The following is a 25,254-nucleotide window of genomic DNA, read 5'->3' as shown; positions in this document are numbered from 1 at the left end:
GTTTTCAGGCGGCGATTTTGAGCGCGCTGGTGTGCCTTTTGGGATTGTAGGTCTGGCCGGTTTGCCAGGCTTTCCAGAGCACGCGGACCCATGCGCGGGCGAGGATGCGGATGGCGTGCGGGTGTTTGCATCCGCGCTGTCGGGCGCGGTTGTAGATGGCGGCGGCCCATGCGGATGCATGACGCGAGTTGTCGGCGAAGCGGGTGACGGCGGCGCGCAGATTTTTGTTGCAGGCCCACCGAAACACGACGCCACGGCTTTTACCCGAGGCATGGGTGACGGGGCAGACGCCAGCCTCGGCGGCGAGCTGGTCCTCGGTGGGGAAGCGTTCGCGCACGTCGCCCAGTTCGGCCAAAATCCCTGCGGCGCAGATGCGGCCGGCGCGCGGGAAGGACATGACGATCCTGCCGTCCGGCAGGTCGGTGACGGCGTGCTCGATGCGCGAGGAGAGCCTGGCGATCTCGGCGACAAGGCGTTCGAGCACGGCGACCAGGGCACGGGCGAGTTCTCCCTTCGCGTCCGCCTGGGCGTTGCTGGCCAGGCCCACAGCGGCCGCACGCAGCCGCGCCAGCAGTTCGGCAGGCGAACGGCGTCCGCAATAGGCGTGCTGCGCCATGAAGCTGGCCAAGCGTTTCTCGCCCAGGCGGCTGGCGCTGTCCGGGGTGGGATAGCGGCCGACAAAGGCGAGCGCGATCGGGCTGTCGACAGCGGCGAAGATGGCAGCGGCGCCCGGCCAGAAGCCTTCCAGCAAGCTGCGGAGCTGGTTGGCGAGGGCCACGCGGCTTGCCACCAGGTCGTCGCGTCCACGAACAAGCGCGCGGAGTGCACGGATGTCGTCGGAGGCGGGCATCAGGGGGCGGAAGCGGTGGCCGTCGGTGCGCAGGATGTCGGCGAGCATGTAGGCGTCGCTCGGATCGGACTTGCCGCCGGCGGCGCGGTAGCGTGGCCGGCAGGCTTTGACGACATGGGGGTGGATGGGGATGATCGGGTGCCCGGCCGCAACCAGGGCATCGACGATCAGGCCGGACGGGCGCTCGATGGCGATGGGCAGGTCGGCCGGGGATGCAACACGCTTGAGCCGGGCGAGCATGCCGGCAAGGCCTGCGGCATCGTGGTTGGCTTCGAGGCGGACGATGACCTGGCCGGCGCCGTCGATGACGCAGACGGCATGGCTGGTGCCGCCCCAGTCCAATCCTGTGTGAAATGGCATGTGCTGATCTCCTCGGGTTGCGGTAGCCTCGCCCGGGCTGGGAGATCGTGCGGATCGCTCACTGACAGGCGCTCTGGCTGGCCGGCACTGGCGCTTCACCCTGTGGTCCGTCTCGGTCTCCCGGCACCTGCCGCGCGGCGGGTCTCATGCGGGCCGTCCAGCGGCAAGCGAACTTGGCCGTCACGGCAGGAACTCGGGCTGCCAAACACTACGCCGCTCCGCGGCTTCGCATCCGACAGCCCGAAGGTGCACCAGTGAGCGAGCAAGGCGAGCAGCCTCCCGCGACCGGCGTGCCGGAGGCGCATGCGCGGCCGACGCGCTTCTCGCTGATCTGGCTGATCCCGATCATCGTGCTGGCCATCGGCGCCTATCTCGGCTGGCAGACCGTCTCGCGTCAGGGTCCGATCATTACGATTGAGTTCGACAGCGCCGACGGCCTGGTGTCGGGCCAGACCCAGGTCAAGCACAAGGCGGTCGGCCTCGGCACCGTCGAGGGCATCGACCTCAGCAAGGATCTCCAGCATGTCGACGTCAGGGTGCGGATGAGTGCGCGCTCGGCACCGCTGCTGACCAGCCACGCCAAGTTCTGGGTGGTGCGGCCACGTCTGTCCGGCCTCAACATCAGCGGTCTGGAGACGCTGGTCTCGGGTGCCTTCATCGCCATCGATCCAGGCCCACCGGGCGGCACGCCCGAGACCCAGTTCACGGGGCTGGACGCGCCGCCCGGCGTGCGCTCCGACGAGCCGGGCAGCACGTTCACGCTCACCACCGGCTCGATCGACGCGATCGGCCAGGGCTCGCCGGTGTTCTTTCGCAACATCACTGTCGGCGAGGTGCTCGGCTACAAGTTGCCAGCGGATGGCCGCGGCCCGATCAACGCTCAGGTGTTCATCAAACGGCCCTACGACCATTTCCTGCGCAAGGATACGCGCTTTTGGGATGTCTCCGGGATCAACGTCGTCTTTAACGGCGGCGACCTGAAGGTTCAGGTGCAATCGCTGCAGGCGCTGATCTCCGGCGGTATTGCCTTCGGGCTGCCGCCGCGACGGCGCGGCAAGGAATCGGCGGAAGCGCCAGCCGGCACGGTCTTTGAGCTCTATCCGAGCAAGGAGGACGCGGACAGCGCCGGGTATCATCAACGTTTCGCGTTCGTCACATACCTGCACACCTCGGTCAAGGGGCTGAGCGTGGGCAGTCCCGTGCTGCTGTATGGCCTGCAGGTCGGCACGGTCGCCGGCATCAGCCTGAAGATCAATCCGAAGACGGGCGAGGCCCAGGTGCGGGTTGCGATGCAGATACAACCGGAACGCGTGCTTCCACAAAATGAGGTCGACCGTACCTCGATGCCGCAAAGCACCCAGGCGCTAGTCAACCGCGGCATGCGCGCCGAGGTCGACAGCGCCAACCTGCTGACCGGCGCCTCGGTGATCTCCTTCGTCTTCGTCCAGGATGCCAAGCCGGCCAGGATCGCGATGGAGGACGGCGCCATCGTCGTCCCCAGCCAGGCGGGTGGCCTGACCGGCATCACCGACAGCCTCTCCAGCGTCTCGGCCAAGCTTGCCGCCCTGCCGATCGAGCAGATCGGCGACAGCCTGGAAGGCCTGCTCGCCAATGCCGACGGCGCCCTCGGCAGCCCGCAGGTCAAGCAGTCTTTGGTCGAACTGAACCGGACGATGGCCAACCTCGAACAGGTCTCGGCGCAGGCGAAGCAGGGCCTGACACCGGTGCTGAAGCGGCTGCCGGCGATCGCCGACCAGCTGCAGCAGACGCTGGATCACGCTAATGCGGCGCTGGCCAGCTATGGCGGCGATTCCGACTTCCACAGCAACCTGCGGCAGACGCTGGGCGAGCTGAACGGCACGCTGCGTTCGGTGCGCAGCCTGACGGACTACCTCAAGCGTCATCCCTCATCGCTGATCTTCGGCCGGAGCCATCCATGACTCTTCCGCGGCAAGCGCCTCTGTCCCGCCGCCGCCTGCTTGGCCTCGCATCGGCATTGCCGCTGTCCGCCTGTGGCAGCGGCGAGCCCGACTACTATACGCTCGCCGTCTCGCCGGGGACGCCGCAACCCGGCGGTCCGCTGACCGTCGAGGTGCGCACCCCCAGCGTCACCCCCTATCTCGATCGTGACACCATCGTGCGCACCGAGACTGACGACAAGCTCATACTTGCGCACGGCGCAGCCTGGGCCGGCGCGCTTTCGGACATGATCGGCCGCGTGCTCGCCGCCGATCTCGGCCAGCGCCTGCCGGGCAGCAACGTCTATGCCGAAAATGGCGCGATCTCGACCCAGGCCCTGGCCCTGGTCGAACTCGACGTCTCGCGCTTCCTCGCGGATGCGCAGGACAGGGCGGAGATGACGGCCAACCTGTCGGTGCATCGTCCGAACGCCGGACCGTCCGGCAGCCGCCTGCTGCATCTCACCGGCACCACGGCGGACAGCAGCGTCGGTGCGCTGGTCGCGTCCTTGAGTGTGTTGCTGGGCCAGGTCGCAGACGTGGCGGCGGACGAACTCCGCGCGCTGCCGCCCCGCTCCTAGCTTCGGATCAGACCTTCTCGACCTGACCGTATTCCAGGTCGACCGGGGTCGAGCGGCCGAAGATCGAGACGCTGACCTTGAGGCGGCCGCGCTCCTCGTCGACTTCCTCGACGGTGCCGTTAAAGCTGGTGAACGGTCCGTCCGCCACCCGAATTTGCTCGCCGATCTCGAACAGGACCGCAGGACGCGGCCGCTCCACGCCCTCTTGCGTCTGCTTCATGATGCGGTCGGCTTCCGCCTCGCTGATCGGCGACGGACGCATCCTGCTGCCGAGGAAGCCGGTGACCTTGGGCGTGTCCTTGACCAGGTGCCAGGCGTCGTCGGTCAGCTCCATCTTCACCAGCACGTAGCCGGGGAAGAACTTGCGCTCGGCGTTAATCTTCTGCCCGCGGCGCACCTCGACGACGTCCTCGGAGGGGACCAGCACTTCGTCGAAATGGTCGGCCAGACCCTTCTGGGCAGCCTGTTCCTTGATCGTCTGGGCGATCTTCTTCTCGAACCCGGAATAGACGTGAACGACATACCAACGCTTCGCCATGATCTCGTTCCTCAGCCCCCGCCCCTCAGCCCCCGACGCCAAACAGCGCGCGGACCCCGAGCCCGATGATCTGGTCGACGGCAAAGAAGAACACCGCCGTCAGCGCCGCCATTGCCAGCACCAGCCCAGTGGCGATCAGCGTCTCACGACGGGACGGCCAGGTGACCTTCGTCACCTCCGCGCGCACCTCGCGCATGAATTTCGCAGGACTGACCGCCACACCGCACCTTCTTGAAACGCGTGATAAGACACCCGGGAGGCGACTGGCAGGGGCGGAGGGTCTCGAACCCGCAACCTCCGGTTTTGGAGACCGGCGCTCTAGCCAATTGAGCTACACCCCTGAATTGCCGCCTCTCGCAGGGACGGGAAAAGAGGCCGCGCCGGTCGCAAAGTCAAGACCCCGGCCAAAGCCGCTTGCAGGCAGCTTCTGTGCAACGCTAAACAGCCTCAACGGCGATAAGCGGGCGTAGCATAGTGGTAATGCAGTAGCCTTCCAAGCTACCGAGGAGGGTTCGATTCCCTTCGCCCGCTCCAGCACCTCCGCTTGCGGCCGCCCGGCCGTTCGGGCAAATTGCCGAGACGAAACAATCTCGCGAGCCATGACGATGTCCGACGACGAGATCCTGCGGCTGCTGACCGCGATCTTCCGCGACATCTTCGACGACCCGGCGATCGTCCTGGACATCGACACCACCGCCGACGACATCCCCGGCTGGGACTCGTTTTCGCAGGTCACCCTGGCGACGGAGCTGAGTGTCCGCCTCGCTATGACGTTCAAGACCGCCGAGGTGGGCGCGCTGCGCAGTGTCAGCCAGCTTGCGACCCTGATCCGGTCGCGGGCCGCGCGGCGCCCTTCGGCCGCCTGAGACCCCTGCCGTCGCAGATGCAGCCGGTTTCATTCGCAGGCTGCTTTGGCTGGTTGCACGAAGCGGACCGTCCCCATGATACCGCGGCAGTGCTGTGCGCCGGCCTCGGCCGCGACACCGCGACCGGGCATCGCTCATGGCGTCTCCTGGCCGATGCCCTCGCCGTCGCGGGCTATACGACGCTGCGTTTCGACTATCCCGGATGCGGCGATTCCTGTGACACCGACGGTGGCGACGCGTTCGCCGGCTGGCAGCAGGGCCTCGATGCGGCGATTGATTGGACGCTTGCCGCCACCGGCACGCTTCCTGGGGCGCCGCGGATCGTGCTGATCGGGCTGCGCTTCGGCGCCGCCCTGGCAACCCTGGCCGCAATCGGCCGCCACGACATCGTCGGCCTGGTGCAGCTCGAGCCGGTGCTGCGCGGACGATCCTACGTCGCCCAGCTCACCACCGTCGCACGCCTGCGCGGCCAGCCGGCAGGGGCTGCGCTCATCGTCGATGAGCTGGTCCTGTCGGCCGCCGCCACCCGACGGATGGCCGAACTCGACCTGCGGCAGGCGGCACCCGGCTGCCCGGTCGCGCTGTTCAGCACCGCCGGCGGCACCTTCGCCGGCCTGGAGCCGCTGCTGCGCCCCACCCACCTGGCTGACGAACCCGACATCGATCCCACGCGCTTGCTGTCCTGGCTGCGCACCGCCGCGCCGTGGCACCCGACCGGCCTACCCACCCCGACCGTCGCATCGGTACCGCTGCGGCCCGAGGGCTGCATCGAGACGCCGCAGCAGTTCGGCGAGGCCGGCCGTCTGTTCGGCATGCTCTGCCAACCCACCGACCAGGCAGGCGGCGCGGTCGTGGTCATGGTCAATCCGGGCGGCGATCCGCATCATGGCTATGCCCGCTTCTCGGTCGAGTTCGCGCGACGGCTGGCGCGGGCCGGAATCGCCTCGCTGCGCATGGATTTTGCCGGCCTCGGCGACAGTGCCAACCCGAACGAGGCCACCACCCACGTCTTCGAGGCCGACCGAAGCCGCGATATCGCCGCCGCCCTCGATGCGCTGGCAGCCCTCGGCTATCGGCGCTTCGCGCTGCACGGCCTGTGTTCTGGTGCCTACCACGCCTTCAAGGCCGCCCTGGCCGAGCCGCGCATCACCACCTTGCTGCTGGTCAACCTGCCCTGGTTCAACCTCCGCTTCGAGAAGCCCGGCCCGCACAGCGTGGCGCGTCGCGGCATGGAGGCGCTTGCCGCCCGGCCTTGCCGCACGCTGCTGCTCTTCGCCGCCGGTGATCCCGGCCTGAAGCCGCTCGTGCAGCAATTCGGTCTCGCCGGCGAGGCCTTGCAGTCGCCGTGCGCCGAGGTCGCCATCTTATCGACGCTTGACCACGACCTGACCGGTCCCGCGATGCGCCAGGAGGCGGCCGAGCACATGATCCGCTTCCTGGCCGCGGGATAGGCTCGCCATGGCCGCCGACGCGCAATCCCCCTGGCTTGATGCGACTGAGGCGCTGGTCGCCAAGGCGTGGGCAAGCGCACTGGGCGGGAGGCCGCCGGGACGGCAATCGAGCATTCTCGACATGCGCATCGGCCTGCTGCAAGCCTACGGCTTGCTCGCCGAAATCGAGCGGCTCTCGGGCATCGCACTCCCGGTCACCACGGTCCTGCAGGCCCCCACCATCCCGGCATTGGCGGACATCCTGCGCGCCGGTCAGCGTCCCCGCTTCACACCAGCAATCGCCTTCCGGCAGCGCGGCGACGGCCCCGGCCTGTTCCTGTTTCCGGGACTTGGCGGCTCGGTGTTCCTGTTGTTCGATCTCGCCAGACACGTCGAGCACACGGGCACGATCTATCTGAACCAGCAGGCCGGGCTCGACGGTGAACACGCGCCACACCGGACCCTGGCGGAGATGGTACGATTCCAGATCGACGCGATCCGCGCCGTGCAACCACGCGGGCCCTATCTGCTGCTCGGCCACTCGCTCGGCGCCAACCTGGCCCTGGAGGTCGCACGGCAACTGCGCGCCGCGGGAGAGCCGGTCCCGTTCATCGGGCTCGTCGAGGCGATCGTCCCCGAGCGCAACTGGCCGATCCGCGTCTCCCTGCGGTTCCTCTGGCGACGCGTGGCCTTGCACACGGCCGGGCTGCGCGGCCTCTCCTGGCGCGAGACCGGCACCCGTATCGCCCGCGGCATGAACAACCTGCTCCGCCGCGCCGGCCGGATGTTCGCCAGCCGCAAGGGGGGCTGGCTGCCCTATCGCGAAGCAGGTCTGCCGAACCCGAGCGAGGCACTGACAAAGGCCACCGTGCAGGCCTTCGACGACTACCGGATCACCAGGTTTGATGGCCGAGTCTTTTTATTCCAAGCTGAGACCAAGGATCCGCTGACCTGCGATCCGCTTCTGGTCTGGCCGCGCTATCTCTCGAACTATGCGGTGCGGCACGTTCCGGGCAACCATGTCAGCGTGCTGAGCGGCCGCAACGCCGCCGTCCTGGGTGCCGCGGTCTCCCAGGCGCTTCTGCTGGCGCCTGCCTTGCTCTAGAACTCCACCCGTTGCAGCCGGGCAGGGAGTGGGCCGCCCGGGGATGGGGAGGCGGTGCCACCGTCGCTGATGACGAAGGCGACGCGGCCGTATTCGCCGGCTGCCCGGCCCCAGGCGAGGCTGCACGGTCCGACCAGCGCCTCGGTGAACGGATCGCCGACCACGCTCTGCGGAAAGCCGCTGTTATCGCCAGGATCCATCGAGATTCGGTCGATGCTGTTCTGCCGGTGGGTGGCCAGGTAGATGACACTCGCATCCTCGTCGATGCAGAAATCATCGCCCATGCGGCCGGCTACCACCAGCTCCGGCGAGCCGGCGGGCTCGAGCGTGGCGGGGTCGACGGGCACGCGCATGAGCAGCTTCCTGGCCGTCGCCGTGTAATAGAGGTGGTGCGTCCTGGCGGCATAGCGGACACCGTTCACGCCGGGTTGCTCGGGCTTCTGTTTGCCCGGGAAATAACCCATCGTCTCGTGCTTAAGCCAGATCCCCGCTTGCATGGTCCGGCCGCCTGGCTGCACGTCCAGGCGCCAGATCAGCCCGGCGAAGCAGTCAGCGATCAGCACCACGCCAGGAGCAAGCAGGCAACTGCCGTTCAGCCCGCGTGCAGTATCGGGGAAGCGGAACACCATCTCCGGCCGCACCGGAGATCCAGGCTGAAAGCCGCGCAAGTCGAGAAGATGCAGAAATGACTCATGCGTGGTGTAAAGATTTGAGGTGGAGACGAGAAACAGATCCGGTTCGATCTCGACCAGGCCGGTCGTCGGCTGATCAAAGCGATGCAGCAACATCGGCGCAACCGGAGCATCGCCGGATGACGGCGCGACATAGAAAAGCTCCCTGGCGTTCATCGAGGTGACGAGCACGGAGTTGTCTCTTCTGACCGCGAGGTTTTCGAGAAACGACCTGACCGGGAAGAGGGCAATCGTCGTCAGCGTCGCCTGCTTCGTGCTGCCCGATGCCGCTCGATCCGGTGCCGCGGGTGCAGGAATGTCGAAGATGTTCAAAAGGCCGCAGACGATATGGTAACAGCCAGCAAGATAGACGAGGTCGACCAGGCCGCGCGGCCCGAAAGCGGCTTCGGCCTCATGATAGAGCGCCGCCTCGATCCGGTGCCCGGTGGATAGCGCGCGTGCGAAGCGCGCTGCCAGCTGTTCCTCGGGCCTGAGGTCTTCCGGCACGGCTCCTGACACGAGGGCCCTGATCGCGGTTTCCGACAGTCCTGCCTTGGCGGCGACCGCCGCGTGCGCATAAAGCTCGTAGGGCGAGCGCCACACCGCGCCGACAGCCAGGATGACGACCTGGCGCACGCGCCCGTCGAGCGAGGTGTTCGCCTGCTCGGCGTCCTGCAGATCCAGGAAGGCTGGGGTAATGCCCGGGCTGAGCAGGACCGGATTGAACGGGCCGATCAGCCGGTCGCCCTCTGTACTCTGAAAGCCTGATGCGTCGGCCCACTTCACCATGGTGTGCTTGAGGCGATCGTAGATCGCCCTCTGCTCGCCGGTGAGGGCGGCAGGATCGAGCAGGGGAATGCGGCCGCCCAGATTTGTCTGCATGGCGATACTTCCTATTGGTCCAGGCCGACGGCGTCGGCTGGGACGTCGTAGGCGGCCAGCGTCAGCGACACGCCGGTGAACCAGCCGAGCAGCATGGTCACATCCACGATCCCCGCGTCGCCGAGCAGCGCCTTGGCGCGGCGGAACAGGCCGGTCGGCACGGTGTGCTGCGCCACCAAGGTCAAGGCCAGCTCATAGACCACCTGTTGGCGTGGATCGTCGAAGCCGGTGGGCAAGCCGGCGATCAGGGCTTCCACCTTGTCCGCCGGCAAACCGCCCGCGGCCTTCGCGATCTTCTCGTGCTCGTAGTTGGCGTAGGCTGCCCGCCAGCGCCCGTTGACCACATTGGTGGCAATCTCGATCTCCGCCTTGGTCAAGGTCGAGCGCGTCTGGTAATAGGCGCCGACCGGCACGAACGTTTCGGCCATGGCAGGGTTGGCGAGCCATATCTTGTGCGGGCCGGGTACTTGGCCACGCAGCCGCATCGTCGTGTCATACGCCGCCTTCATTTCGGGCGACATCTCATCGAGAGGCACCTCCTGGTAGCGGCCAAAGGTTCCGAAGTCGGGTGTGTCCGCCATGGGGATTTGCCTCTCGTTCAACCCGCCGGTTGAATTCATAACGGCATGGTGCCGGTGCGGCCAGTGCCCAACACCCCAACCACTTGCCGTGTTCGGCGCTGCTTTGCGGATGTCAGGCCGTGTTGCCGGCGTCAACTGTCATCATCGTTCCGGTGATGTTGCGGGCTTTGTCGCTGAACAGGTAGTCGACGAGGTTGGCGACGTCGTCCGCGCCTGCGAGGCGTCCGAGGGCGCTGCGGCGGCGGATCTTTTCACGCTCGGCGTCGGTCATCACGTGGGTCATTTCGGTGTCCACGAAGCCGGGGGCGACGGCGTTGACGGTGATGCCGAGCGGTCCGACCTCGCGCGCCAGGGCGCGGGTGAAGCCGCCGAGGGCCGCCTTGGTGGCGCTATAGACAGAAAGGCCGGCATAGCCGGTCAAAGCGACGATCGAGGAGATGCTGACGATACGGCCGTCTCGGCTGCCTTGGGCGAGCATCGCGCGGACCACATACTTCGTGAGCAGCAGAGGCATTGTGACATTGAGCTGCACCAGCTTGGCGATTTCCGGATCGGGCATGTTGGCCAGCATGCCGGGGGTGCCGGAGGCGGCATTGTTGACCAGGCCGAACAGCGGTCCCATGGCGCGCCATTGCTTGACGATGCCGGGCAGCGCCGCCAGGTCGGCGAGATCGCAGGGGCTGAAATGGATCCCGCCGTGGCCGGCCTGTGCCGCTGTTGCGGTGGCGTCAGTGAGCGCGTCGGTGGGGTTGCGGGCGACGGCGATGACCGTGAAGCCGGAGGCGGACAGTTTTTGCGCGATCCCGAGCCCGAGCCCGCGGCTGCCGCCGGTCACCACGACGTTAGGCATGCGTGCGCGACAGCTTGCCCGCGGCCGAGAGCTCGAGCGACGCGGTCTGGCGGATCATCGCCGGCACCTGGTGGGCGGGCAGATGGCGACGACAGAGTTCGAGGATCGCGTCCTCGCGGGCGGCGAAGTCGATCCCGGCAGCGCCCGGCGCAATGACGATCTCGGCGACGACGAGGGCGCCGGTGATCGGGCTGGGCCACGACGAGACGCGCGAGGCGTGCACGTCGGGATGCAGGTTGATGACCGCCTCGACCGCCTTGGGATGCACCTTCTGGCCGCCGACATTGATGATCCCGCCACGCCTGCCGACGAAGACGTAACGATCGCCGTGCCGCTCGACGAGGTCCCCGGTGTCGACGAACCCGTCGGGTAGCGCCAGAGAGCCGCCGCCGAGATAGTGCCTGGCGGTGCGCGCGGAGCGGATCTGCAACCCGCCGTCCCGCACACGCAGCGCAACAGGGGCATCCTGTTGTTCGACCAGGGCGGCCGGAAAGCCGGCGCCGCCATCGTTCACCTCGAAACCGACGCCGGCCTCGGTGGAGGCGAAGGCGTGGCCGATGCCGGCGCGCGGATAGGCCTGGGCCAGGCGATCCAGGATGGCCTGGTCGCACACCTCGCCGGACAGCCGCACGATGGCGGGGTCCAGGCTCGAGGCGGCGGCACTCATCAGCACCGCGCGCCAGTGCGACGGCGTGCCGGAGATGTGGGTGACCCCGGCCCTCCCGGCCCGCGCCAGGAAGCGGCCGACCGGCTCGCCGGCCTCGGACAGCACCATGGAGGCGCCGCCGACCAGGGCGCGCAGCAGGATCTGCAGGCCACCGTAGCGGCGAATGTCGTAGAAGGTGCTCCAGACGATGGGTGATGTGGCGAGGCCCGTGCCGAATGGCGCGATGAGGCCTGCAAGGTCGTGTACCGCGAGCTTGGGCGGCCCGGTGGTGCCCGAGGTGAGCAGCACCCATTCGGTCTCGGCTGCGCGATCCTCCGGGATCGATGCCGCTGGTTGCGGCACGCAGGTGACGATGTCCGGAGCTTGCGCGAGATCGGCGACGGTCGCGGGGTCCTCGCACAGCACGGCGTCGATCCGGGCGAGGCGGCAGACGGCCAGTCGTTGCGCCGGCGACAGGTCCGCCGGGCAGAGCACCAGGCGCGCGGCGATCCCGTCGAGCTCGATGGCGGCACGGACGGCGGCGATTTGCGAGGTCGTGGCGATCATTACCGAGCGTCCGCGCAGGCGCTCGGCGCCACCTTCCAGGATGCTGCCCGCGGCCACCGAGGCGAGCGGCAGCCGTATCCGCGCGTCGGCGATGAAGCCGGCTGCCGCGTAGGCGCGCGCGACCAGATTGCGCAGGTTGGGACTGCGCAGGTTGGGACCGCTAGACTGCCGCATGTTCGTAGAGCCGGATGAAGTCGCCCAGCGTGACGGGGAAGGGCGCGTCGTTGCCCGAGAACGGGTCCAGATCGAGCGCGTCGTCGAGCCGGGCGACGATGATGGCGATGCAGAGCGAGTCCAGGCCGGAGTCCATCAAGGGCAGCGCGTCGCTGAGCGGCGCCAGCCGCTTGTCCTGCTGCTGGCCGACTTTGGTGATCTGCTCGATGATGAGGGCGCGAACCGACATGGAAAGCTCCGTATGTGAAATGCCGCCGCAAGTGCCGCATTGTGCCGGGAATGACCCGGCACCGCAAGGAGATCGCCAATTACGGCAATGCTGAGGAAGTTCCGCCTTCGACGCGTTATTAGGGTGTGAAAACAAACGTTTACAGTAACGCTTGATTGACCCGGTCCGGGTTGCTTGCTAGCAAAGGCTTACACCTCCGTTCAGTATTGCGTAATAAAAGACGCACATTGCCCGGTTGTTGTTGTCGATCGATGATGGGTTGATGAAATCGAATTGGGAGGGGAGTGTTCCTTTCTTAACCCGACTGTTTCCATCAATCCTGCGCTGTTCGACTGGCATGATACTCGGCGCCTCCTGCTGACTTCGCCGCGTTGCGGCGTCGAGGCGAGGCGTGTCGACGGCACCAACCGAACGCGGGATACGCCTTCGATGCGGATCGAGACATTGGCGCTGCATGCAGGTTTCGACATCGATCCGTCGACGCGTGCGGTTGCGGTGCCGATCCATCAGACAATCGCCTATGGGTTCGATGACAGCGAGCACGCCGCCGCTTTGTTCAACCTAGAGGCCGAAGGCCACCGCTACAGCCGGATCAGCAATCCCACTAACGCCGTGCTCGAAAGTCGCCTCGCCGCCCTCGAAGGCGGCATACAGGCGCTCAGTGTCGGCTCGGGACAGGCGGCGCTGCATTTCGCCATCGCCAACCTCACGCAGCCCGGCCGCAACGTCGTCTCGGTGCCGCAACTCTACGGCACCACGCATTCGATGTTCGCGCATTTCCTGCCGGAGCTCGGCATCGATGTCCGCTTTGCGCGCGGCGACGACCCGCGCGACCTCGCCGCTCTCATCGACGACAATACGCGCGCACTCTATTGCGAGAGCGTCGGCAATCCGGCCGGCAACGTCGCCGATATCGCGGCCCTCGCCGACCTCGCCCATCGAAACGGCGTCCCCCTGGTGGTCGACAACACCGTGGCAACCCCGGTGCTGCTGCGCCCGATCGAGCACGGCGCCGATATCGTCATCCATTCTCTGACCAAGTTCCTTGGCGGCCACGGCACCACCATGGGCGGCGCCATCGTCGATGGCGGGAATTTTCCCTGGGCGGAACATCACCGCCGCTTTCCGATGTTCAGCCAGCCCGACGCCTCCTATCACGGCCTGGTCTATACCGAGCGTTTCGGCAACGCGGCATTTCTCGCGCGCGCCCGCAGCGTGTATCTGCGCACGCTCGGTTCGGTGCTGTCGCCGTTCAATGCGTTCCTGCTGCTCCAGGGCATCGAGACGGTCGCGGTGCGCGTCGAGCGACACGTCGCCAATGCCCGGCACGTCGCCGAATTCCTGCGACGCGACCGCCGGGTCGGCTGGGTCAATTACGCCGGCTTCGAGGACAGCCCGCATTACCCCGGCGTGCGGAAGTATTTGCGCGGCCAGGCCTGCTCGCTGCTGACCTTTGGTGTGGCCGGCGGTGCCGAGGGGGGTGCCCGCTTCTACGACGCGCTCAAGCTGATTAAGCGCGTCGTCAATCTCGGCGACTGCAAGTCGCTCGCCTGCCACCCGGCCTCGACCACGCATCGCCAGATGTCCGAAGCCGAGCAGCGACGCGCCGGCGTCACTCCCGAGACGATCCGGCTCAGTGTCGGCATCGAGCATGTCGACGACATCATCGCCGATCTCGCGAGCGCGCTGGATGCAGCCCAAGCCGGTACCCAGGCCAGCAACCGCGTTTGGGCGCGATGAACGTCGTCGCCCCGATCGCCCTGCAATCCAGGCTGGCGCCGGGGGTGACGATCGGCCTGGTCAACAACGCGTCGGGTTCGGCATTGCTGGCCACCGAGCGGCAGTTCGCGCGCGGAATGCGCATGCCGTTACGGCTGTTCACCTGTCCCGAAATCGCGCGCGACAGACCGCCGCACGGCGCCGACGGGGCGCCCTATGAGCGTTTCGATGATCTGTTCGCGTGCGGCCTCGATGCGCTGATCGTCACCGGCCTGCAGCCGCGCGCAGCACGACTGCAGGACGAGCCCGCCTGGAGCAGCCTGGCCAGGATCGCCGACTGGGCGGCGCGCCACGATGTTCCGGTGCTGTGGTCCTGTCTGGCGGCGCACGCCGCGGTGCTGCGGCTCGACGGTATCGCCCGCACGCGCCTGCCGCGCAAACTCTCCGGCGTGTTTCCCTGCGCGGTCGCAGCCCCTGGGCATCCGCTCATGCGCGGGCTGGCGCGCGGCTGGGCGCATCCGCATTCACGCTATAACGATCTCGCCGAGGCCGCCTTGGTGGCGCGCGGCTACCGGATCCTCTCGCGTTCGCCTCGCGCCGGAGTCGATGTCTTCGCAGGACCTCTGGCGGGACCCGGAAGGTTCGTGTTCTTCCAGGGCCATCCGGAATACGAAGCCGAAACCCTGCTCGCGGAATACCGGCGCGACCTGCTGCGGACGCTGCGCGGCGGCGGCGGCCCACCGCCAGCGCCGCCAAGCGGCGTCCTTCCCGCGGCGACCGAGGCGGCACTTGGCAGGCTCGCCGCGGACGATTCCGAGGCGGCACTGCGGCTGCTGGACAATGCCGCCGTGACCGCGCCGTGGCAGCCGCGCGCGGCCCGGCTGTTCGGCAACTGGCTCGCCGGTTTTGCCCCCAATCTTGCCCCCGGTCTTGCGCCGGACCTTTGGGCCAGCCTCGCCGTGGCAGGGATGTGACCCGATGGACGGTGGCAGCGACACACGCGTTGGCCTCTCACCGCTGTTCTGTGCGCCGGAGGAGCGCCGCACGCTCGACGACCTGCTGACCGCGCGGCTCGACGCGGCGCTGCGGCGGGTGGCGCAGGGCAGCGTCGTTCCCGACCAGGATACGCAGCGCTTCAGGCGAGAGCTGCAGGCGTTCGACTTCGACGCTGCCCGACCGCTGCCGGACCTGCTCGATTGGGCGATCGCAGCCCTCGAGCACGGCGTCGTCCATATGACGCATCCGCGCTATTTCGGCCTGTTCAACCCGGCGCCGGGTTACGCCTCCGAATGCGCCGAGCGGATCGTCGCTGCGTTCAATCCGCAACTGGCGAGTGCCACCACCTCGCCCGCCGCGGTCGCCATCGAGGCGCATGTGCTGCGCGCGGTGGGGCTGCGCGCCGGTCTGCGCGAGGCCAAGGGGCATTTCACCTCCGGCGGCTCGGAGGCAAACTTCGCGGCCCTGACCTGCGCCTTGACCAACGCCGATGCCAGCTTTGCCGACGATGGCGCGCGCGCCTTCGCCGGCCGGCCCACCGTCTATGTGTCCGCGGAGGCCCACCTCGCCTGGTACAAGATCCTGCACCAGTCCGGGCTTGGCCGGGCTTCGCTACGGCTGATCGACACCGATCCGCAAGGCCGCATCGACACCGGCGCATTGGCGCGGGCGATCGCGGGCGACACTGCCCGCGGTCATGTCCCAGTCATGCTCGTCGCCACCGCCGGCACCACGGGCGCCGGTGCGATCGACCCGCTCGCCGCCTGTGCCGCCATCGCCCGGGATGCGGGGGTCTGGTTTCATGTCGATGCCGCCTGGGGCGGCGCCCTGATCGCGGCCGAACCGCGCAGCACCCTGCTGGCAGGCATCGAGCGCGCGGACTCGCTCACCATCGATGCGCATAAATGGTTCGCGACCACGATGGCGTGCGGCATGTTCCTGACGCCGCATGGATCCGTCCTGGACCGCGCGTTCCACGTCGCACCGGCGGCGGCGAGCTTCATGCCCTCGAATGTCGCCGGCCGCGACCCGTATGTCACGAGCGCGCAATGGTCGCGGCGCTTCCTCGGATTGCGTCTGTTCCTCTCGCTCGCCGCGGTCGGCTGGGACGGCTACGCGCGGCACGTCGCGCATGCGATCGGCCTCGCCTCCCTGCTGCGCGATGTGCTCGAAACCCAGGGCTGGAGCGTGGTCAACAGTTCCGAGCTTGCGGTGCTCTGCGTGCTGCCGCCGCCAGGGTTCGCCGACCCGCGCGCCATCGCCGACACCGTCGTCAGCTCGGGGGTCGCCTGGGTGACCACGACCATGCTGCGCGGACAGTGCGCACTCCGCGTCTGCATCACCAACGGCCAGACCACACGGAACGATATCCTGATCCTTGCCGGCGCTCTGCACGACGCAGGCCGCCCCAACCTCTCGCGGAGCGCCTGAGAATGTCGACTGCAGAACGTTTCGAATACCAGGCTGTCATCGACGACATCGTCGCCCTGAACTGGCAGCTTCTGAGCAGCCAGGACATGATGGCGGCGGCCTGGGCCTATCATTACTTCTCCATCCAGTTCCGCGAAGGCCTGGCTCTCGCGCGCAGTCTTTATCCCGACGACGACAAGCTGCGCCAACTCGAACAGGAGGAATGCGACACCGACAATCTGTCGCCCTGGCCTGGCGTGGCGCGTCCCGGCGAACGCATGAACCATGACGAATACATGCGCCGCACGCTCGACCTCGCACCCTTGGACCCCGTGCTTGCGCTGCGGTGCGAAGCGGTCGGTCAAGCCTATCTGGCAATGACCCGTGGGCTCGATGCCTCGGCGCGCGCGGCCAGCATTGCCAGCTACGAGGATGGCGGCCTGGAGCGCGTGTTCACCGCGATTCTACGCCACGAAAGCTGGGATACCGACCTGCTCGCTTCATTCGAGCATTTCCTGGTCGAGCATGTCCGCTTCGACAGCGATCCGGAACAGGGCCACGGCGCGCTCAGCCGGCATATCGCCATCGACGACCGCATCCTGCCGCTCTGGCAAGGATTCAAGACCCTTCTCATCGATTGCGTGCCGCTCTTGGCGCGCGACGAGACCGCGACGAGGTTCCATGGACAGTCTGGCGTCTTCGATATCATCGCGCATGGTGCTGGACGACTGGACCCGGACGCTGCGGTCGCTGAAGCAATCGGACACCTCGCCGCATGCGACGCTGCTGTGTGTCATCCGTGAGCAGGCCGAGCGCCACCCGCATTGCCCGGCGCTGATCGGCGCACACGCACAGCTCACCTATGGCGCGCTCGTGCAGCGCGCCGATGCTGTCGCCGCCTGGGCATGCGACGAGGGGATCGCCCCCGGCGAGGCGGTCTGCCTGCTGATGGGGAACTGTCCGGACTACGTCGCACTCTGGCTTGGGCTGAGTGCCGTTGGCTGCGTCGTCGCTTTGATCAATACCGGCCTCGCCGGCGACGGGCTCGCGCATGCCATCAGGGCATCTGGCGCCAGGCGCGTCATCGTCGAGGCGGACCTGCGCGCAGGCGTCGAGGCGATCGCCGATCGCGGATTGCGAATTGAGGCGCCCCCCGAACGGTCGCAATCCAGGCCCCCGCCACGCCTTGCGGCACGCGCCGACCGCGCCCTGCTGATCGGCACCTCGGGCACCACCGGGCTGCCGAAATCGGCCAACGTCAGCCACGCGCGGGTGCTGGAATGGAGCGCCTGGTTTGCCGGCCTGATGGACGTGCAACCCAACGACCGACTCTATGACTGCCTGCCGATGTATCACAGCATCGGCGGCGTGGTGGCGATCGGCGCGATGCTCTGCCGCGGCGCCTCGGTGCTGATCCGCGAACGGTTTTCCGCCAGCGCCTTTTGGCCGGATGTTGTCCACGGCGGCTGCACCATTTTCCAGTATATCGGCGAGCTCTGCCGCTACCTGATCAACAGCCCCGCGCATCCGCTGGAGACGGCGCACCGGCTGCGTCTAGCTTGCGGCAACGGCCTGCGCGAGGAGGTCTGGCAGACGTTCCAGGACCGATTCCGTATCCCCCGCATTCTTGAGTTCTACGCCGCCACCGAAGGCCGCGTTTCGCTCTACAATGTCGAAGGCAGGGCAGGCGCGATCGGGCGTATTCCTGCCTTCCTTGCGCGCCGTTTCGCGGTCGAGCTGATCCGCTCCGACGTCGAAACCGGCGAGCCGCGGCGCACCCATGAGGGCCTCTGCATGCGCTGCGACGCGGACGAGCCGGGCGAGGCGATCGCGCCGGCCAGCGGCTTCGACGGCTATACCGACGCCGCGGCCTCGGCGCGCAAGCTGTTGTGCGACGTGTTCGCCCCTGGCGATTGCTGGTATCGCACCGGCGACCTGATGCGACGCGACGCCCAGGGCTTTTACATCTTCGTCGATCGCATGGGCGACACCTACCGGTTCAAGGGCGAGAACGTCTCGACGATGCAGGTCGCCGGCGTGATTGCGTCCTTTCCCGGCGTCAGTGACGCGGCGGTCTGGGGAGTCGCCCTCGCCTGCGTGGACGGCCGCGCCGGCATGGCCGCGATCAGTTGCGAGGACGGCGTCGATCTTGCCGCATTGCGTGCGCATCTTGTGCGCAACCTGCCCCCGGCCGCGCAGCCCGTGTTCGTGCGCGTCTGCCCGAGCATCGCCACGACCGGCACCTTCCGGCCTATAAAGGCCGCACTGGCGTCGGCCGGGCTGTCACTGGCACCAGAGTTGGGTGCCCTCTGGTTCAACAACCGAAAGGCTGGCCGCTTTGTTGCCTGCGACGCCGCGTTGCTCGGCGCCATACAGGACGGTGCCGTGTTGCTTTAGGGTGGCCAGCGGCGCTGCCCGCGATTGCGGTTGCCGTAATACAGCACCGCGATCACGATCACCACGAGCAGCAGCACCTCGCCAAGGCTCAGATGTCGCAGCACCCGGAAGATCGCGCCGTAGATCAGGGCGTGGATCACCGACGAGACCACCATGTGGGTGATCCACGATCCGCCGCCATAGGCATGGTGGACACCAAAGCCATGATGGCCAAAGGCATGATGAGATATCGGCACGCGGTGCATCCACGCGACCCGGGTCAAGGCGTGCGCGCGCCCTGGGCGGCTGGTTTACTTGCGTGCATACGAGCAGGGTGGCAGCTTTGGTACGGCCAGGGAAGCGCATGCATGATCGAACCGCTGATCGAGGCTATCGGCTGCGTCATCGGCCTGGGACTCCTGCTGTATTTCCAGGTCTGGCGGCCTTCGCGTAGGCAGCCCGATGAGACGACCAGGAAACCGACGCCGCCAAGCGAGTAGGTACGGCGGCTGGTGCAGGGGGTTGGATTCGAACCAACGTAGGCGTACGCCAGCGGATTTACAGTCCGCCCCCTTTAGCCACTCGGGCACCCCTGCATACGGCTGCGACCTACGGCCCGGGGGCGCCGGTGTCAACGCTTCGCCATCCTCGCGACACCCCGTATAAGCGGCGCATGCGATCCAGACCCCCCGGACGACCCGCGGCACCTGCCGGCGGCATTTGGCTTTATGGGCTGCATGCCGTGGCCGCGGCCCTGCGCAATCCGCAGCGCCGACTGCGTCGGCTGCTGCTCAGCGAGGAAGCCGAGGTCGCAATCGCGGTCCGGCTGGGGATCGATCGTGGCAGCGCCTGGCCGGTGCCGGTTGAGCGCACCGAGCGGGCTCGTCTGGATGCGCTGGTCGGGCGCGACGCGGTGCATCAAGGGGCGGGGCTGCTTGCCGATCCGCTGGCAACACCGTCGCTGGAGCAGGCGCTATCGAAGCCGGGCCCGGTGCTGGTGCTCGATCAGGTCAGCGACCCGCGCAATGTCGGCGCCATCCTGCGTTCGGCGGCGGCGTTCGGGGGCTCGGCGGTGATCGTCCAGGACCGGCACGCGCCCGAGGAGACCGGCGCCCTTGCCAAGGCCGCCTCCGGCGCGCTGGAGACGATGCCGCTGCTGCGCGCGGTCAACCTGTCGCGCACGCTGGTGGCGCTGAAGGCGGCGGGGCTGTGGATCGTCGGCCTGGATGCCGGGGGTGCTGCCCTTGTGGGCGCGTCGTTCACAGGTCGCAGGGTCGCCCTGGTGCTCGGCGCCGAGGGCGAGGGGCTGCGCCGGCTGACCCGCGAGACCTGCGACGAGGTGGCGGGCCTGTTCATGCCGGGAACTATGGAGAGCCTGAACGTGTCGAACGCCGCCGCGGTCGCGCTCTACGAACTTTCCCGCCGGCCTGTTCAGATCACGTAGTCGAGCGGCGGCAGGGTCTGGTCCATGGTGAAGGCCGGCATCGCCGAGTGCCGGGTACCGACCCGTCGTGCCGGGTTGCCGACGACGGTGGTGTAGGGGGGCACTGCTTCAAGCACGATGCTGCCGGCGCCGATCTTGGCACCCTCGCCGATTTCGATATTGCCGAGCACCTTGCAGCCGGCGCCGAGCAGCACGCCGCGTCGTATCTTCGGATGGCGGTCGCCCTCGTTCTTGCCGGTGCCGCCGAGGGTCACACCTTGCAGCATCGAGACGTCGTCCTCGAGCACGCAGGTCTCGCCGATGACGATACCGGTGCCATGGTCGATCAGGATGCGACGACCCAGCACCGCGGCGGGATGGATGTCCATCGCGAAGGTCTCGGAAATCCGGCTCTGCAGGTGCCGCGCGAGGTGGCGCCGCCCCGATTGCCAGAGCCAGTGCGCGATCCGGTAGCCCTGCAACGCCTGGAAACCCTTGAAGAACAGGAAGGGCGTGATGAGATCGGGGCAGGCCGGGTCGCGCTCCTTGATCGCCACCAGGTCGGAAGCGGCGGCGTCGACCAGGTCCGGGTCCGCGAGGTGCGCGGAGGTCGCGAGCTCCAGCAGCGCCCGGGACGGCACCGAGCAGTCCGCCAGTTTGCGCGCCAGCAGGGCGGCCAGCGCCCGGTCAAAGCCGCGATGGATCCTGACATTCAGCTCCAGCAGGGCCGCCATGATCGGATCGCCGCAGCCGCCGGCCTCGTCGAACAGGCGCTGCCAGAGCATATCCAGCTCGATCGGCGAGGTGGTGGTGACGTCCATCGTGCGGTTCCGGATTCCTGTTCAGGGTGGGTGGTTCAGGCGAGGCCCATCGCCCGGGTCATGAAGGCGCGCTTCATGCGCGGCATGCGATGCACCGCGCCGATGCCGATGTCGCGCGCCAGGCGCAGCGCCGGATTGTCGGTGCTGAACAGCCGGTCGAGCATGTCGGTGGCGGCCAGCATCGCGAGATTGTCCGGCCGACGCCGCGCCTGGTAGCGCGCGAGCAAATCGGGTGCCCCGGGATCGGTCCCCTCGGCGACCGCGGCGATGACCAGTTCCGACAGCGCCATGACATCGCGAAAACCGAGATTGAGCCCTTGCCCCGCGATCGGGTGGATACCGTGCGCCGCGTCGCCGACCAAGGCCAGGCGTGTATCGACATAACGATGCGCATGCAGGGCGCCGAGCTTGTAGGTCCAGCGACGACCGACCGGGCGGATCGCGCCGAGATGCTGGCCCAGGCGGCGCTGCAGCTCGCGGGTGAAGTCGGCCTCGCCGAGGGCTGCCAGCCGACTCGCCTGCGGCTCGCGCTCGGTCCAGACCAGGGCCGAGAGGTGCTCGCCGGCCTCGCTCGGTGCCATCGGCAGTTGCGCGAACGGGCCGCCGGGCAGGAAATGCTCCAGCGCGAGGCGGTGGTGCGGGTGTTCGTGGGTGACGGCGCAGACGATTCCGGTCTGCCGATAGGAAAACCGCGTGACCGCGATCCCGGCCTGGGTCCGCAGCGGGCTGCCGCGACCTTCCGCGGCGACCACCAGCCGCGCCTGCAATGAAGCCCCGGTGCTGGTGTCGATGCGCGCCGCGTCCGACGTGCGCGCGACACTGGCCTCGGCGGGGGCGAACAGGTCGACCAGCGGGGCGGCGTGTAGGGCCGCGTTCAGCGCCACACGCAGGCTGCGCGCCTCGGTCATCCAGCCGAACGGCTCGCCGATCTCGCGATGGTCGAAATGCAGGAACAGCGGCGAGGCGGGGCGCCCAAGCTTGCCGTCGGAGACGCGTATGCCCTCGATCGGGCCGGAGGGCAGCGGCAGCGACTGCCACACCCGCGCCGCCTCCAGCAGCCGCTTCGAGCTGGCGGCGATGGCGTAGGCGCGACCGTCGAAATCCGGGTGCTCCATCGGCGGCAGGCCGGCGCGGTCGATCACCGCCACCCGCACGCCGCCCGAAGCCAGACGGCAGGCCAAAGCCGCCCCCACAGGTCCGGCGCCGACAACGCACACATCATACTGCATCAGGTACATCTGCCTAATTTTGGTGCAGGAATGCAAGTCGATCTGGTCGCCAAACAGGCCTCGCGTGCGCCACACCAGGATGAGTTGGTGCGCTTGGATGTTTCGTCAACAAGACGGAGGTGCATGGCATGAGCCCGGGCTGCGTTTGGCATGGTTTTTGGAACGTTTCTCTGGCAATCCGTCCCTTGGCAATCCGGATGCAGAGTGAGGTGTGATGAAGCTCGTTACAGCAGTCATCAAGCCCTTCAAGCTGGACGACGTGCGTGAGGCGCTGACGCCGCTTGGGGTGCAGGGTCTGACGGTGTCGGAGGTGAAGGGGTTTGGGCGCCAGAAAGGTCAGACGGAGATCTATCGTGGCGCCGAGTATCACGTGAGCTTTCTGCCGAAAGTGAAGATCGAGGTCGCCGTCGCCGACAGCATGGTCGACCAGGTCATCGATGCGATCATGCAGTCGGCGCATACCGGCAAGATCGGCGATGGCAAGATCTTCGTGACCGAAATCCTGCGCGCGGTGCGCATACGCACCCGCGAGACCGGAGATGACGCGCTGTGAGACGCAAGCCCACATTTGCGGCACTGGGCCGCCCTGCACTGATTGGCGCCTTTGTCGCCGCCGCCCTTGTAGCACCCGCACTGGCAGCGGCACCGCCGCCGCCGCCAAAACTTGATACCGGCGACACCGCCTGGATGCTGACCAGCACCGCCCTGGTGCTGATGATGACGGTGCCGGGGCTGGCCCTGTTCTATGCCGGCATGGTCCGCAAGAAGAACGTGCTGGCCACCCTGATGCAGGTGTTCACGATCTGTTGCCTGGTGAGCGTCGCCTGGTACGTGGTCGGCTACAGCCTCGCCTTCACCGGCGGCTCGCCCTATATCGGCGACCTCTCGCGCGTCCTGCTGAACGGCATCGCGGACCACATCGTCAAGGGCAGCGACACCGGCTTCGTCATGGGGCCGAACACCTCCAGCCCGGTCCCGTACACGATCCCCGAGAGCGTGTACATGATGTTCCAGATGACGTTCGCGATCATCACCCCGGCGCTGATCGCCGGCGCCTTCGCCGACCGCATGAAGTTCAGCGCCATGTGCATCTTCATGGTGCTGTGGTCGCTGGTGGTCTATGCGCCGATCGCGCACTGGGTTTGGAGCCCGATCGGCTGGGTCGGCGCGTTCGGTGCGATCGACTTCGCCGGCGGCACCGTGGTGCATATCAATGCCGGCATCGCCGGCCTGATGTGCGCGCTGGTGCTCGGCAAGCGTGAAGGCTACGGCCGCGACGACATGTCGCCCTACAACCTGACCTACGCGGTGATCGGCGCCTCGCTGCTCTGGGTCGGCTGGTTCGGCTTCAATGCCGGCTCCGCCGTCGGCTCGAACGGCCGCGCTGGCATGGCGATGGCGGTGACACAGATCGCCACCGCCGCGGCGGCCCTGGGCTGGATGTTCGCGGAGTGGATCGCCAAGGGCAAGCCGACGGTCCTGGGCGTGATCTCCGGTGCCGTCGCCGGCCTGGTGGCGATCACGCCAGCGTCGGGTTTCGTGCTGCCCGGCGCCTCGATCATCATCGGCGTCGCCGCCGGGGTCGGCTGCTTTTGGACCTCAAGCTACATGAAGCATATCTTCGGCTACGACGACAGCCTGGACTGCTTCGGCGTGCATGGCATCGGCGGCATCATCGGCGCGCTGCTGACCGGCGTGTTCGCCTTCGGCCCGCTTTCCGCGACCGATGCCAGCCCGGCGGGCACCGTCGGCAGCTTCGCCCAACTCATCATACAAGCCAAGGCGGTCTGCGTGACCCTGATCTGGAGTGGGGCAGTCTCGTTCGTTCTGCTCAAGCTGATCGACTGGACCATCGGGCTGCGCGTCACCGCGGAGCAGGAGATCGAGGGCCTCGACATGACCCTGCATGGCGAGCGGATCAGCTGAAACTCAGGCGGATGCGAACCGCTTGAGCAGCGCCGAGAGCCTGTGCCGACGCAGTTCGGCACGGGCCTTGGCGCCGTCCGCCATGTAGTTGAGCTGGATTGCGTAGCGGCGGCCGACATAGCGTCGGTGGCCGTGCCAGGTGGTCGGGCCGTTGGGAAAGGCGAGCAGGGTGCCGTCTACCGGCGGCACCTCGACGGCATAGTCCTCGATATCGTCGGGCGAGCGCAACAGCCGCAGGCACCCCTCCCGACGCGCCCAGCTTTCGCTGGTCGGATTGAGGTAGAGCAGCACCGTCACCAGCTTGGCCGTAGAGTCGCGATGGATGCGGCCATCCTTCTCGCGGGTGCGGCCACGCAAGGTCAGCATCGTGGGGGCGTTGTCGAGCGCCAATCCGAACGTGCGGGCGATTGCCTCGCGCATCTGCGGCCCCTGAAGTGCCGCGACCAGCGACTGCACCACCGGCGACAACCGCAGCGCCTCGGGCGGAAACGAGCCGCCGCTCGACATCATCGGCAGTGCCGCAACGATGGCCCGCAGATCGTCCGGCGGCACGAACCCGGGCACCACGACATGCGCGAAAGGATCGTACGACACTGCCGTCGGGCGGAGCGCGTCGGTCTGTAGCTTAACACGTTGCTTCAGGAGTCCGGGGTAATTCAGCATCCCGGTGACGTAGGCGAGCGGCGCCGGCGCGACAAGCGGCACCGGCGACTACCCGTGCCAGCGCTTGGGACCGTGCAGGATGGTGGTGGTGGAGAGGAACTGTGCACAAGCCAAGCGCCCATTGCAGCACGGCAATGGCGCCGTCGGCTGGACAGCCTCGACATAGCCGGCCCTCGACAAAGAGATGCCATGGGGCGCGCAAACGAAATGCGGCCGTTGTGCCGACATCCGCACCGGCGCCACCAGCCCACCTGACGCATGGGCAGGCGAACCGGCGCCTATTGCAAGACTTAGCGTGACCAGGGCGTAAAGGCCGACACGGCCGGATCGCATATGGAATGCTCTGTTCAATTGCGGTTATTTAACTTGATAGATGGATAGGGTGCGAGTCGATGTCATCTCG

Annotated in this window: 26 protein-coding genes and 3 tRNA genes; 15 read left to right on the top strand and 14 right to left on the bottom strand. The window is 67.5% G+C overall.

Annotation, left to right across the window (positions count from 1 at the left end; translation table 11 throughout):
- Window positions 1-4 precede the first annotated feature (4 nt).
- Window positions 5-1,210, bottom strand: coding sequence for an IS110 family transposase (locus ACQY4K_RS08605; RefSeq protein WP_428395207.1), 1,206 nt, complete (start codon window positions 1,208-1,210; stop codon window positions 5-7).
- Window positions 1,211-1,464: 254 nt separating this feature from the next.
- On the opposite strand from ACQY4K_RS08605, the gene ACQY4K_RS08600 reads away from it, so the two are divergent.
- Window positions 1,465-3,150, top strand: coding sequence for an intermembrane transport protein PqiB (locus ACQY4K_RS08600; protein ID WP_428395205.1), 1,686 nt, complete (start codon window positions 1,465-1,467; stop codon window positions 3,148-3,150).
- Complete coding sequence (locus ACQY4K_RS08595) at window positions 3,147-3,749, top strand: PqiC family protein (RefSeq protein WP_428395203.1); 603 nt, start codon at window positions 3,147-3,149, stop codon at window positions 3,747-3,749. The genes ACQY4K_RS08600 and ACQY4K_RS08595 overlap by 4 nt, the downstream gene beginning before the upstream one ends.
- Before the next feature lie 7 nt (window positions 3,750-3,756).
- Here ACQY4K_RS08595 and nusG read toward each other — a convergent pair whose 3' ends face one another.
- The 3 genes from nusG to ACQY4K_RS08580 all read right to left on the bottom strand — a co-directional run bounded on the left by nusG (window position 3,757) and on the right by ACQY4K_RS08580 (window position 4,628).
- A complete protein-coding gene (nusG, locus tag ACQY4K_RS08590; protein WP_428395201.1) occupies window positions 3,757-4,287 on the bottom strand; it encodes a transcription termination/antitermination protein NusG in 531 nt (176 codons plus the stop codon).
- A 25-nt stretch (window positions 4,288-4,312) separates the two neighbouring features.
- The gene (gene secE, locus ACQY4K_RS08585; RefSeq protein ID WP_428395199.1) at window positions 4,313-4,507 is read right to left on the bottom strand and encodes a preprotein translocase subunit SecE; all 195 of its coding nucleotides are present in this window, start codon (window positions 4,505-4,507) and stop codon (window positions 4,313-4,315) included.
- Between the two features lie 44 nt (window positions 4,508-4,551).
- A tRNA-Trp gene (locus tag ACQY4K_RS08580) sits at window positions 4,552-4,628 on the bottom strand.
- A 119-nt stretch (window positions 4,629-4,747) separates the two neighbouring features.
- On the opposite strand from ACQY4K_RS08580, the gene ACQY4K_RS08575 reads away from it, so the two are divergent.
- The 4 genes from ACQY4K_RS08575 to ACQY4K_RS08560 all read left to right on the top strand — a co-directional run bounded on the left by ACQY4K_RS08575 (window position 4,748) and on the right by ACQY4K_RS08560 (window position 7,688).
- Window positions 4,748-4,821 (top strand) — tRNA-Gly (locus ACQY4K_RS08575).
- 71 nt (window positions 4,822-4,892) lie between these two features.
- Complete coding sequence (locus tag ACQY4K_RS08570) at window positions 4,893-5,153, top strand: acyl carrier protein (protein WP_428395197.1); 261 nt, start codon at window positions 4,893-4,895, stop codon at window positions 5,151-5,153.
- A gap of 53 nt (window positions 5,154-5,206) precedes the next feature.
- Window positions 5,207-6,604, top strand: a complete 1,398-nt coding sequence (locus ACQY4K_RS08565; protein WP_428395195.1) for an alpha/beta fold hydrolase — start codon at window positions 5,207-5,209, stop codon at window positions 6,602-6,604.
- Between the two features lie 7 nt (window positions 6,605-6,611).
- Window positions 6,612-7,688 carry an alpha/beta fold hydrolase gene (locus tag ACQY4K_RS08560; protein ID WP_428395194.1) on the top strand — a complete coding sequence of 359 codons (1,077 nt, stop codon included), beginning with the start codon at window positions 6,612-6,614 and terminating at the stop codon, window positions 7,686-7,688.
- Here the strand turns inward: ACQY4K_RS08560 and ACQY4K_RS08555 are convergent.
- The 5 genes from ACQY4K_RS08555 to ACQY4K_RS08535 form a co-directional block, all read right to left on the bottom strand.
- Entirely contained in the window at window positions 7,685-9,241 is a 1,557-nt protein-coding gene (locus ACQY4K_RS08555; protein ID WP_428395192.1) for a carboxymuconolactone decarboxylase family protein, read from the bottom strand. The two genes, ACQY4K_RS08560 and ACQY4K_RS08555, sit on opposite strands and share 4 nt — an antisense overlap.
- Before the next feature lie 11 nt (window positions 9,242-9,252).
- The gene (locus ACQY4K_RS08550; protein ID WP_428395190.1) at window positions 9,253-9,822 is read right to left on the bottom strand and encodes a carboxymuconolactone decarboxylase family protein; all 570 of its coding nucleotides are present in this window, start codon (window positions 9,820-9,822) and stop codon (window positions 9,253-9,255) included.
- 112 nt (window positions 9,823-9,934) lie between these two features.
- Entirely contained in the window at window positions 9,935-10,672 is a 738-nt protein-coding gene (locus tag ACQY4K_RS08545) for an SDR family NAD(P)-dependent oxidoreductase (protein WP_428395188.1), read from the bottom strand.
- On the bottom strand, window positions 10,665-12,059 hold the full coding sequence (locus ACQY4K_RS08540; protein ID WP_428395186.1) for an AMP-binding protein: 1,395 nt from the start codon (window positions 12,057-12,059) through the stop codon (window positions 10,665-10,667). Before ACQY4K_RS08540 ends, ACQY4K_RS08545 begins: the two co-directional genes overlap by 8 nt.
- Window positions 12,046-12,288, bottom strand: a complete 243-nt coding sequence (locus tag ACQY4K_RS08535) for a hypothetical protein (RefSeq protein ID WP_428395184.1) — start codon at window positions 12,286-12,288, stop codon at window positions 12,046-12,048. Before ACQY4K_RS08535 ends, ACQY4K_RS08540 begins: the two co-directional genes overlap by 14 nt.
- A 429-nt stretch (window positions 12,289-12,717) precedes the next feature.
- On the opposite strand from ACQY4K_RS08535, the gene ACQY4K_RS08530 reads away from it, so the two are divergent.
- From ACQY4K_RS08530 to ACQY4K_RS08510, 5 genes are read left to right on the top strand one after another with little or no spacing between them, the layout of a single operon-like run.
- Window positions 12,718-14,028, top strand: a complete 1,311-nt coding sequence (locus ACQY4K_RS08530; protein WP_428395182.1) for an O-acetylhomoserine aminocarboxypropyltransferase/cysteine synthase family protein — start codon at window positions 12,718-12,720, stop codon at window positions 14,026-14,028.
- The gene (locus ACQY4K_RS08525; protein WP_428395180.1) at window positions 14,025-14,981 is read left to right on the top strand and encodes a homoserine O-acetyltransferase/O-succinyltransferase family protein; all 957 of its coding nucleotides are present in this window, start codon (window positions 14,025-14,027) and stop codon (window positions 14,979-14,981) included. Before ACQY4K_RS08530 ends, ACQY4K_RS08525 begins: the two co-directional genes overlap by 4 nt.
- 4 nt (window positions 14,982-14,985) lie before the next feature.
- A complete protein-coding gene (locus ACQY4K_RS08520) occupies window positions 14,986-16,434 on the top strand; it encodes a pyridoxal phosphate-dependent decarboxylase family protein (protein ID WP_428395178.1) in 1,449 nt (482 codons plus the stop codon).
- A 2-nt stretch (window positions 16,435-16,436) separates the two neighbouring features.
- The gene (locus ACQY4K_RS08515; protein WP_428395177.1) at window positions 16,437-17,216 is read left to right on the top strand and encodes a hypothetical protein; all 780 of its coding nucleotides are present in this window, start codon (window positions 16,437-16,439) and stop codon (window positions 17,214-17,216) included.
- Window positions 17,104-18,810, top strand: a complete 1,707-nt coding sequence (locus ACQY4K_RS08510) for an AMP-binding protein (RefSeq protein WP_428396032.1) — start codon at window positions 17,104-17,106, stop codon at window positions 18,808-18,810. The genes ACQY4K_RS08515 and ACQY4K_RS08510 overlap by 113 nt, the downstream gene beginning before the upstream one ends.
- On the opposite strand, the gene ACQY4K_RS08505 is transcribed toward ACQY4K_RS08510, so the two are convergent.
- On the bottom strand, window positions 18,807-19,046 hold the full coding sequence (locus ACQY4K_RS08505) for a hypothetical protein (protein WP_428395175.1): 240 nt from the start codon (window positions 19,044-19,046) through the stop codon (window positions 18,807-18,809). The genes ACQY4K_RS08510 and ACQY4K_RS08505 overlap by 4 nt on opposite strands.
- Before the next feature lie 111 nt (window positions 19,047-19,157).
- Between ACQY4K_RS08505 and ACQY4K_RS08500 the strand changes: the two genes are divergently transcribed.
- Window positions 19,158-19,289, top strand: a complete 132-nt coding sequence (locus tag ACQY4K_RS08500) for a hypothetical protein (RefSeq protein ID WP_428395173.1) — start codon at window positions 19,158-19,160, stop codon at window positions 19,287-19,289.
- Between the two features lie 10 nt (window positions 19,290-19,299).
- Here ACQY4K_RS08500 and ACQY4K_RS08495 read toward each other — a convergent pair.
- Window positions 19,300-19,385, bottom strand: a tRNA-Tyr gene (locus ACQY4K_RS08495).
- Window positions 19,386-19,462: 77 nt separating this feature from the next.
- Here ACQY4K_RS08495 and ACQY4K_RS08490 point away from each other — a divergent pair.
- Complete coding sequence (locus ACQY4K_RS08490; RefSeq protein WP_428395171.1) at window positions 19,463-20,233, top strand: TrmH family RNA methyltransferase; 771 nt, start codon at window positions 19,463-19,465, stop codon at window positions 20,231-20,233.
- Here the strand turns inward: ACQY4K_RS08490 and cysE are convergent.
- Both cysE and ACQY4K_RS08480 read right to left on the bottom strand, forming a co-directional pair.
- Entirely contained in the window at window positions 20,221-21,033 is an 813-nt protein-coding gene (gene cysE / locus ACQY4K_RS08485; RefSeq protein WP_428395169.1) for a serine O-acetyltransferase, read from the bottom strand. The two genes, ACQY4K_RS08490 and cysE, sit on opposite strands and share 13 nt — an antisense overlap.
- Window positions 21,034-21,068: 35 nt before the next feature.
- Window positions 21,069-22,262: a UbiH/UbiF/VisC/COQ6 family ubiquinone biosynthesis hydroxylase gene (locus ACQY4K_RS08480; protein ID WP_428395167.1), complete on the bottom strand. Its 1,194-nt coding sequence runs from the start codon at window positions 22,260-22,262 to the stop codon at window positions 21,069-21,071.
- Between the two features lie 214 nt (window positions 22,263-22,476).
- Between ACQY4K_RS08480 and glnK the strand changes: the two genes are divergently transcribed.
- Window positions 22,477-22,815, top strand: coding sequence for a P-II family nitrogen regulator (glnK, locus tag ACQY4K_RS08475; RefSeq protein WP_428395165.1), 339 nt, complete (start codon window positions 22,477-22,479; stop codon window positions 22,813-22,815).
- Window positions 22,812-24,188 (top strand): ammonium transporter, encoded by a 1,377-nt coding sequence (locus ACQY4K_RS08470; RefSeq protein ID WP_428395163.1) that lies wholly within the window; start codon window positions 22,812-22,814, stop codon window positions 24,186-24,188. The genes glnK and ACQY4K_RS08470 overlap by 4 nt, the downstream gene beginning before the upstream one ends.
- A gap of 3 nt (window positions 24,189-24,191) precedes the next feature.
- On the opposite strand, the gene ACQY4K_RS08465 is transcribed toward ACQY4K_RS08470, so the two are convergent.
- Window positions 24,192-24,851, bottom strand: coding sequence for a 2OG-Fe(II) oxygenase (locus ACQY4K_RS08465; RefSeq protein WP_428396030.1), 660 nt, complete (start codon window positions 24,849-24,851; stop codon window positions 24,192-24,194).
- Window positions 24,852-25,254 lie beyond the last annotated feature (403 nt).

This window comes from Lichenicoccus sp., from assembly GCF_965276875.1.
Lineage (GTDB): Bacteria > Pseudomonadota > Alphaproteobacteria > Acetobacterales > Acetobacteraceae > Lichenicoccus.
This window is presented reverse-complemented; position numbering and strand designations above follow the sequence as displayed.

Bases quoted from the DNA above. Each gene is read 5' to 3' on its own strand.
- ACQY4K_RS08605 (WP_428395207.1), bottom strand. From the start codon at position 1,210: ATGCCATTTCACACAGGATTGGACTGGGGCGGCACCAGCCATGCCGTC.
- ACQY4K_RS08595 (WP_428395203.1), top strand. From the start codon at position 3,147: ATGACTCTTCCGCGGCAAGCGCCTCTGTCCCGCCGCCGCCTGCTTGGC.
- nusG (WP_428395201.1), bottom strand. From the start codon at position 4,287: ATGGCGAAGCGTTGGTATGTCGTTCACGTCTATTCCGGGTTCGAGAAG.
- ACQY4K_RS08570 (WP_428395197.1), top strand. From the start codon at position 4,893: ATGTCCGACGACGAGATCCTGCGGCTGCTGACCGCGATCTTCCGCGAC.
- ACQY4K_RS08560 (WP_428395194.1), top strand. From the start codon at position 6,612: ATGGCCGCCGACGCGCAATCCCCCTGGCTTGATGCGACTGAGGCGCTG.
- ACQY4K_RS08555 (WP_428395192.1), bottom strand. From the start codon at position 9,241: ATGCAGACAAATCTGGGCGGCCGCATTCCCCTGCTCGATCCTGCCGCC.
- ACQY4K_RS08550 (WP_428395190.1), bottom strand. From the start codon at position 9,822: ATGGCGGACACACCCGACTTCGGAACCTTTGGCCGCTACCAGGAGGTG.
- ACQY4K_RS08545 (WP_428395188.1), bottom strand. From the start codon at position 10,672: ATGCCTAACGTCGTGGTGACCGGCGGCAGCCGCGGGCTCGGGCTCGGG.
- ACQY4K_RS08540 (WP_428395186.1), bottom strand. From the start codon at position 12,059: ATGCGGCAGTCTAGCGGTCCCAACCTGCGCAGTCCCAACCTGCGCAAT.
- ACQY4K_RS08535 (WP_428395184.1), bottom strand. From the start codon at position 12,288: ATGTCGGTTCGCGCCCTCATCATCGAGCAGATCACCAAAGTCGGCCAG.
- ACQY4K_RS08530 (WP_428395182.1), top strand. From the start codon at position 12,718: ATGCGGATCGAGACATTGGCGCTGCATGCAGGTTTCGACATCGATCCG.
- ACQY4K_RS08525 (WP_428395180.1), top strand. From the start codon at position 14,025: ATGAACGTCGTCGCCCCGATCGCCCTGCAATCCAGGCTGGCGCCGGGG.
- ACQY4K_RS08520 (WP_428395178.1), top strand. From the start codon at position 14,986: ATGGACGGTGGCAGCGACACACGCGTTGGCCTCTCACCGCTGTTCTGT.
- ACQY4K_RS08515 (WP_428395177.1), top strand. From the start codon at position 16,437: ATGTCGACTGCAGAACGTTTCGAATACCAGGCTGTCATCGACGACATC.
- ACQY4K_RS08500 (WP_428395173.1), top strand. From the start codon at position 19,158: ATGATCGAACCGCTGATCGAGGCTATCGGCTGCGTCATCGGCCTGGGA.
- ACQY4K_RS08490 (WP_428395171.1), top strand. From the start codon at position 19,463: ATGCGATCCAGACCCCCCGGACGACCCGCGGCACCTGCCGGCGGCATT.
- cysE (WP_428395169.1), bottom strand. From the start codon at position 21,033: ATGGACGTCACCACCACCTCGCCGATCGAGCTGGATATGCTCTGGCAG.
- ACQY4K_RS08480 (WP_428395167.1), bottom strand. From the start codon at position 22,262: ATGCAGTATGATGTGTGCGTTGTCGGCGCCGGACCTGTGGGGGCGGCT.
- glnK (WP_428395165.1), top strand. From the start codon at position 22,477: ATGAAGCTCGTTACAGCAGTCATCAAGCCCTTCAAGCTGGACGACGTG.
- ACQY4K_RS08465 (WP_428396030.1), bottom strand. From the start codon at position 24,851: ATGCTGAATTACCCCGGACTCCTGAAGCAACGTGTTAAGCTACAGACC.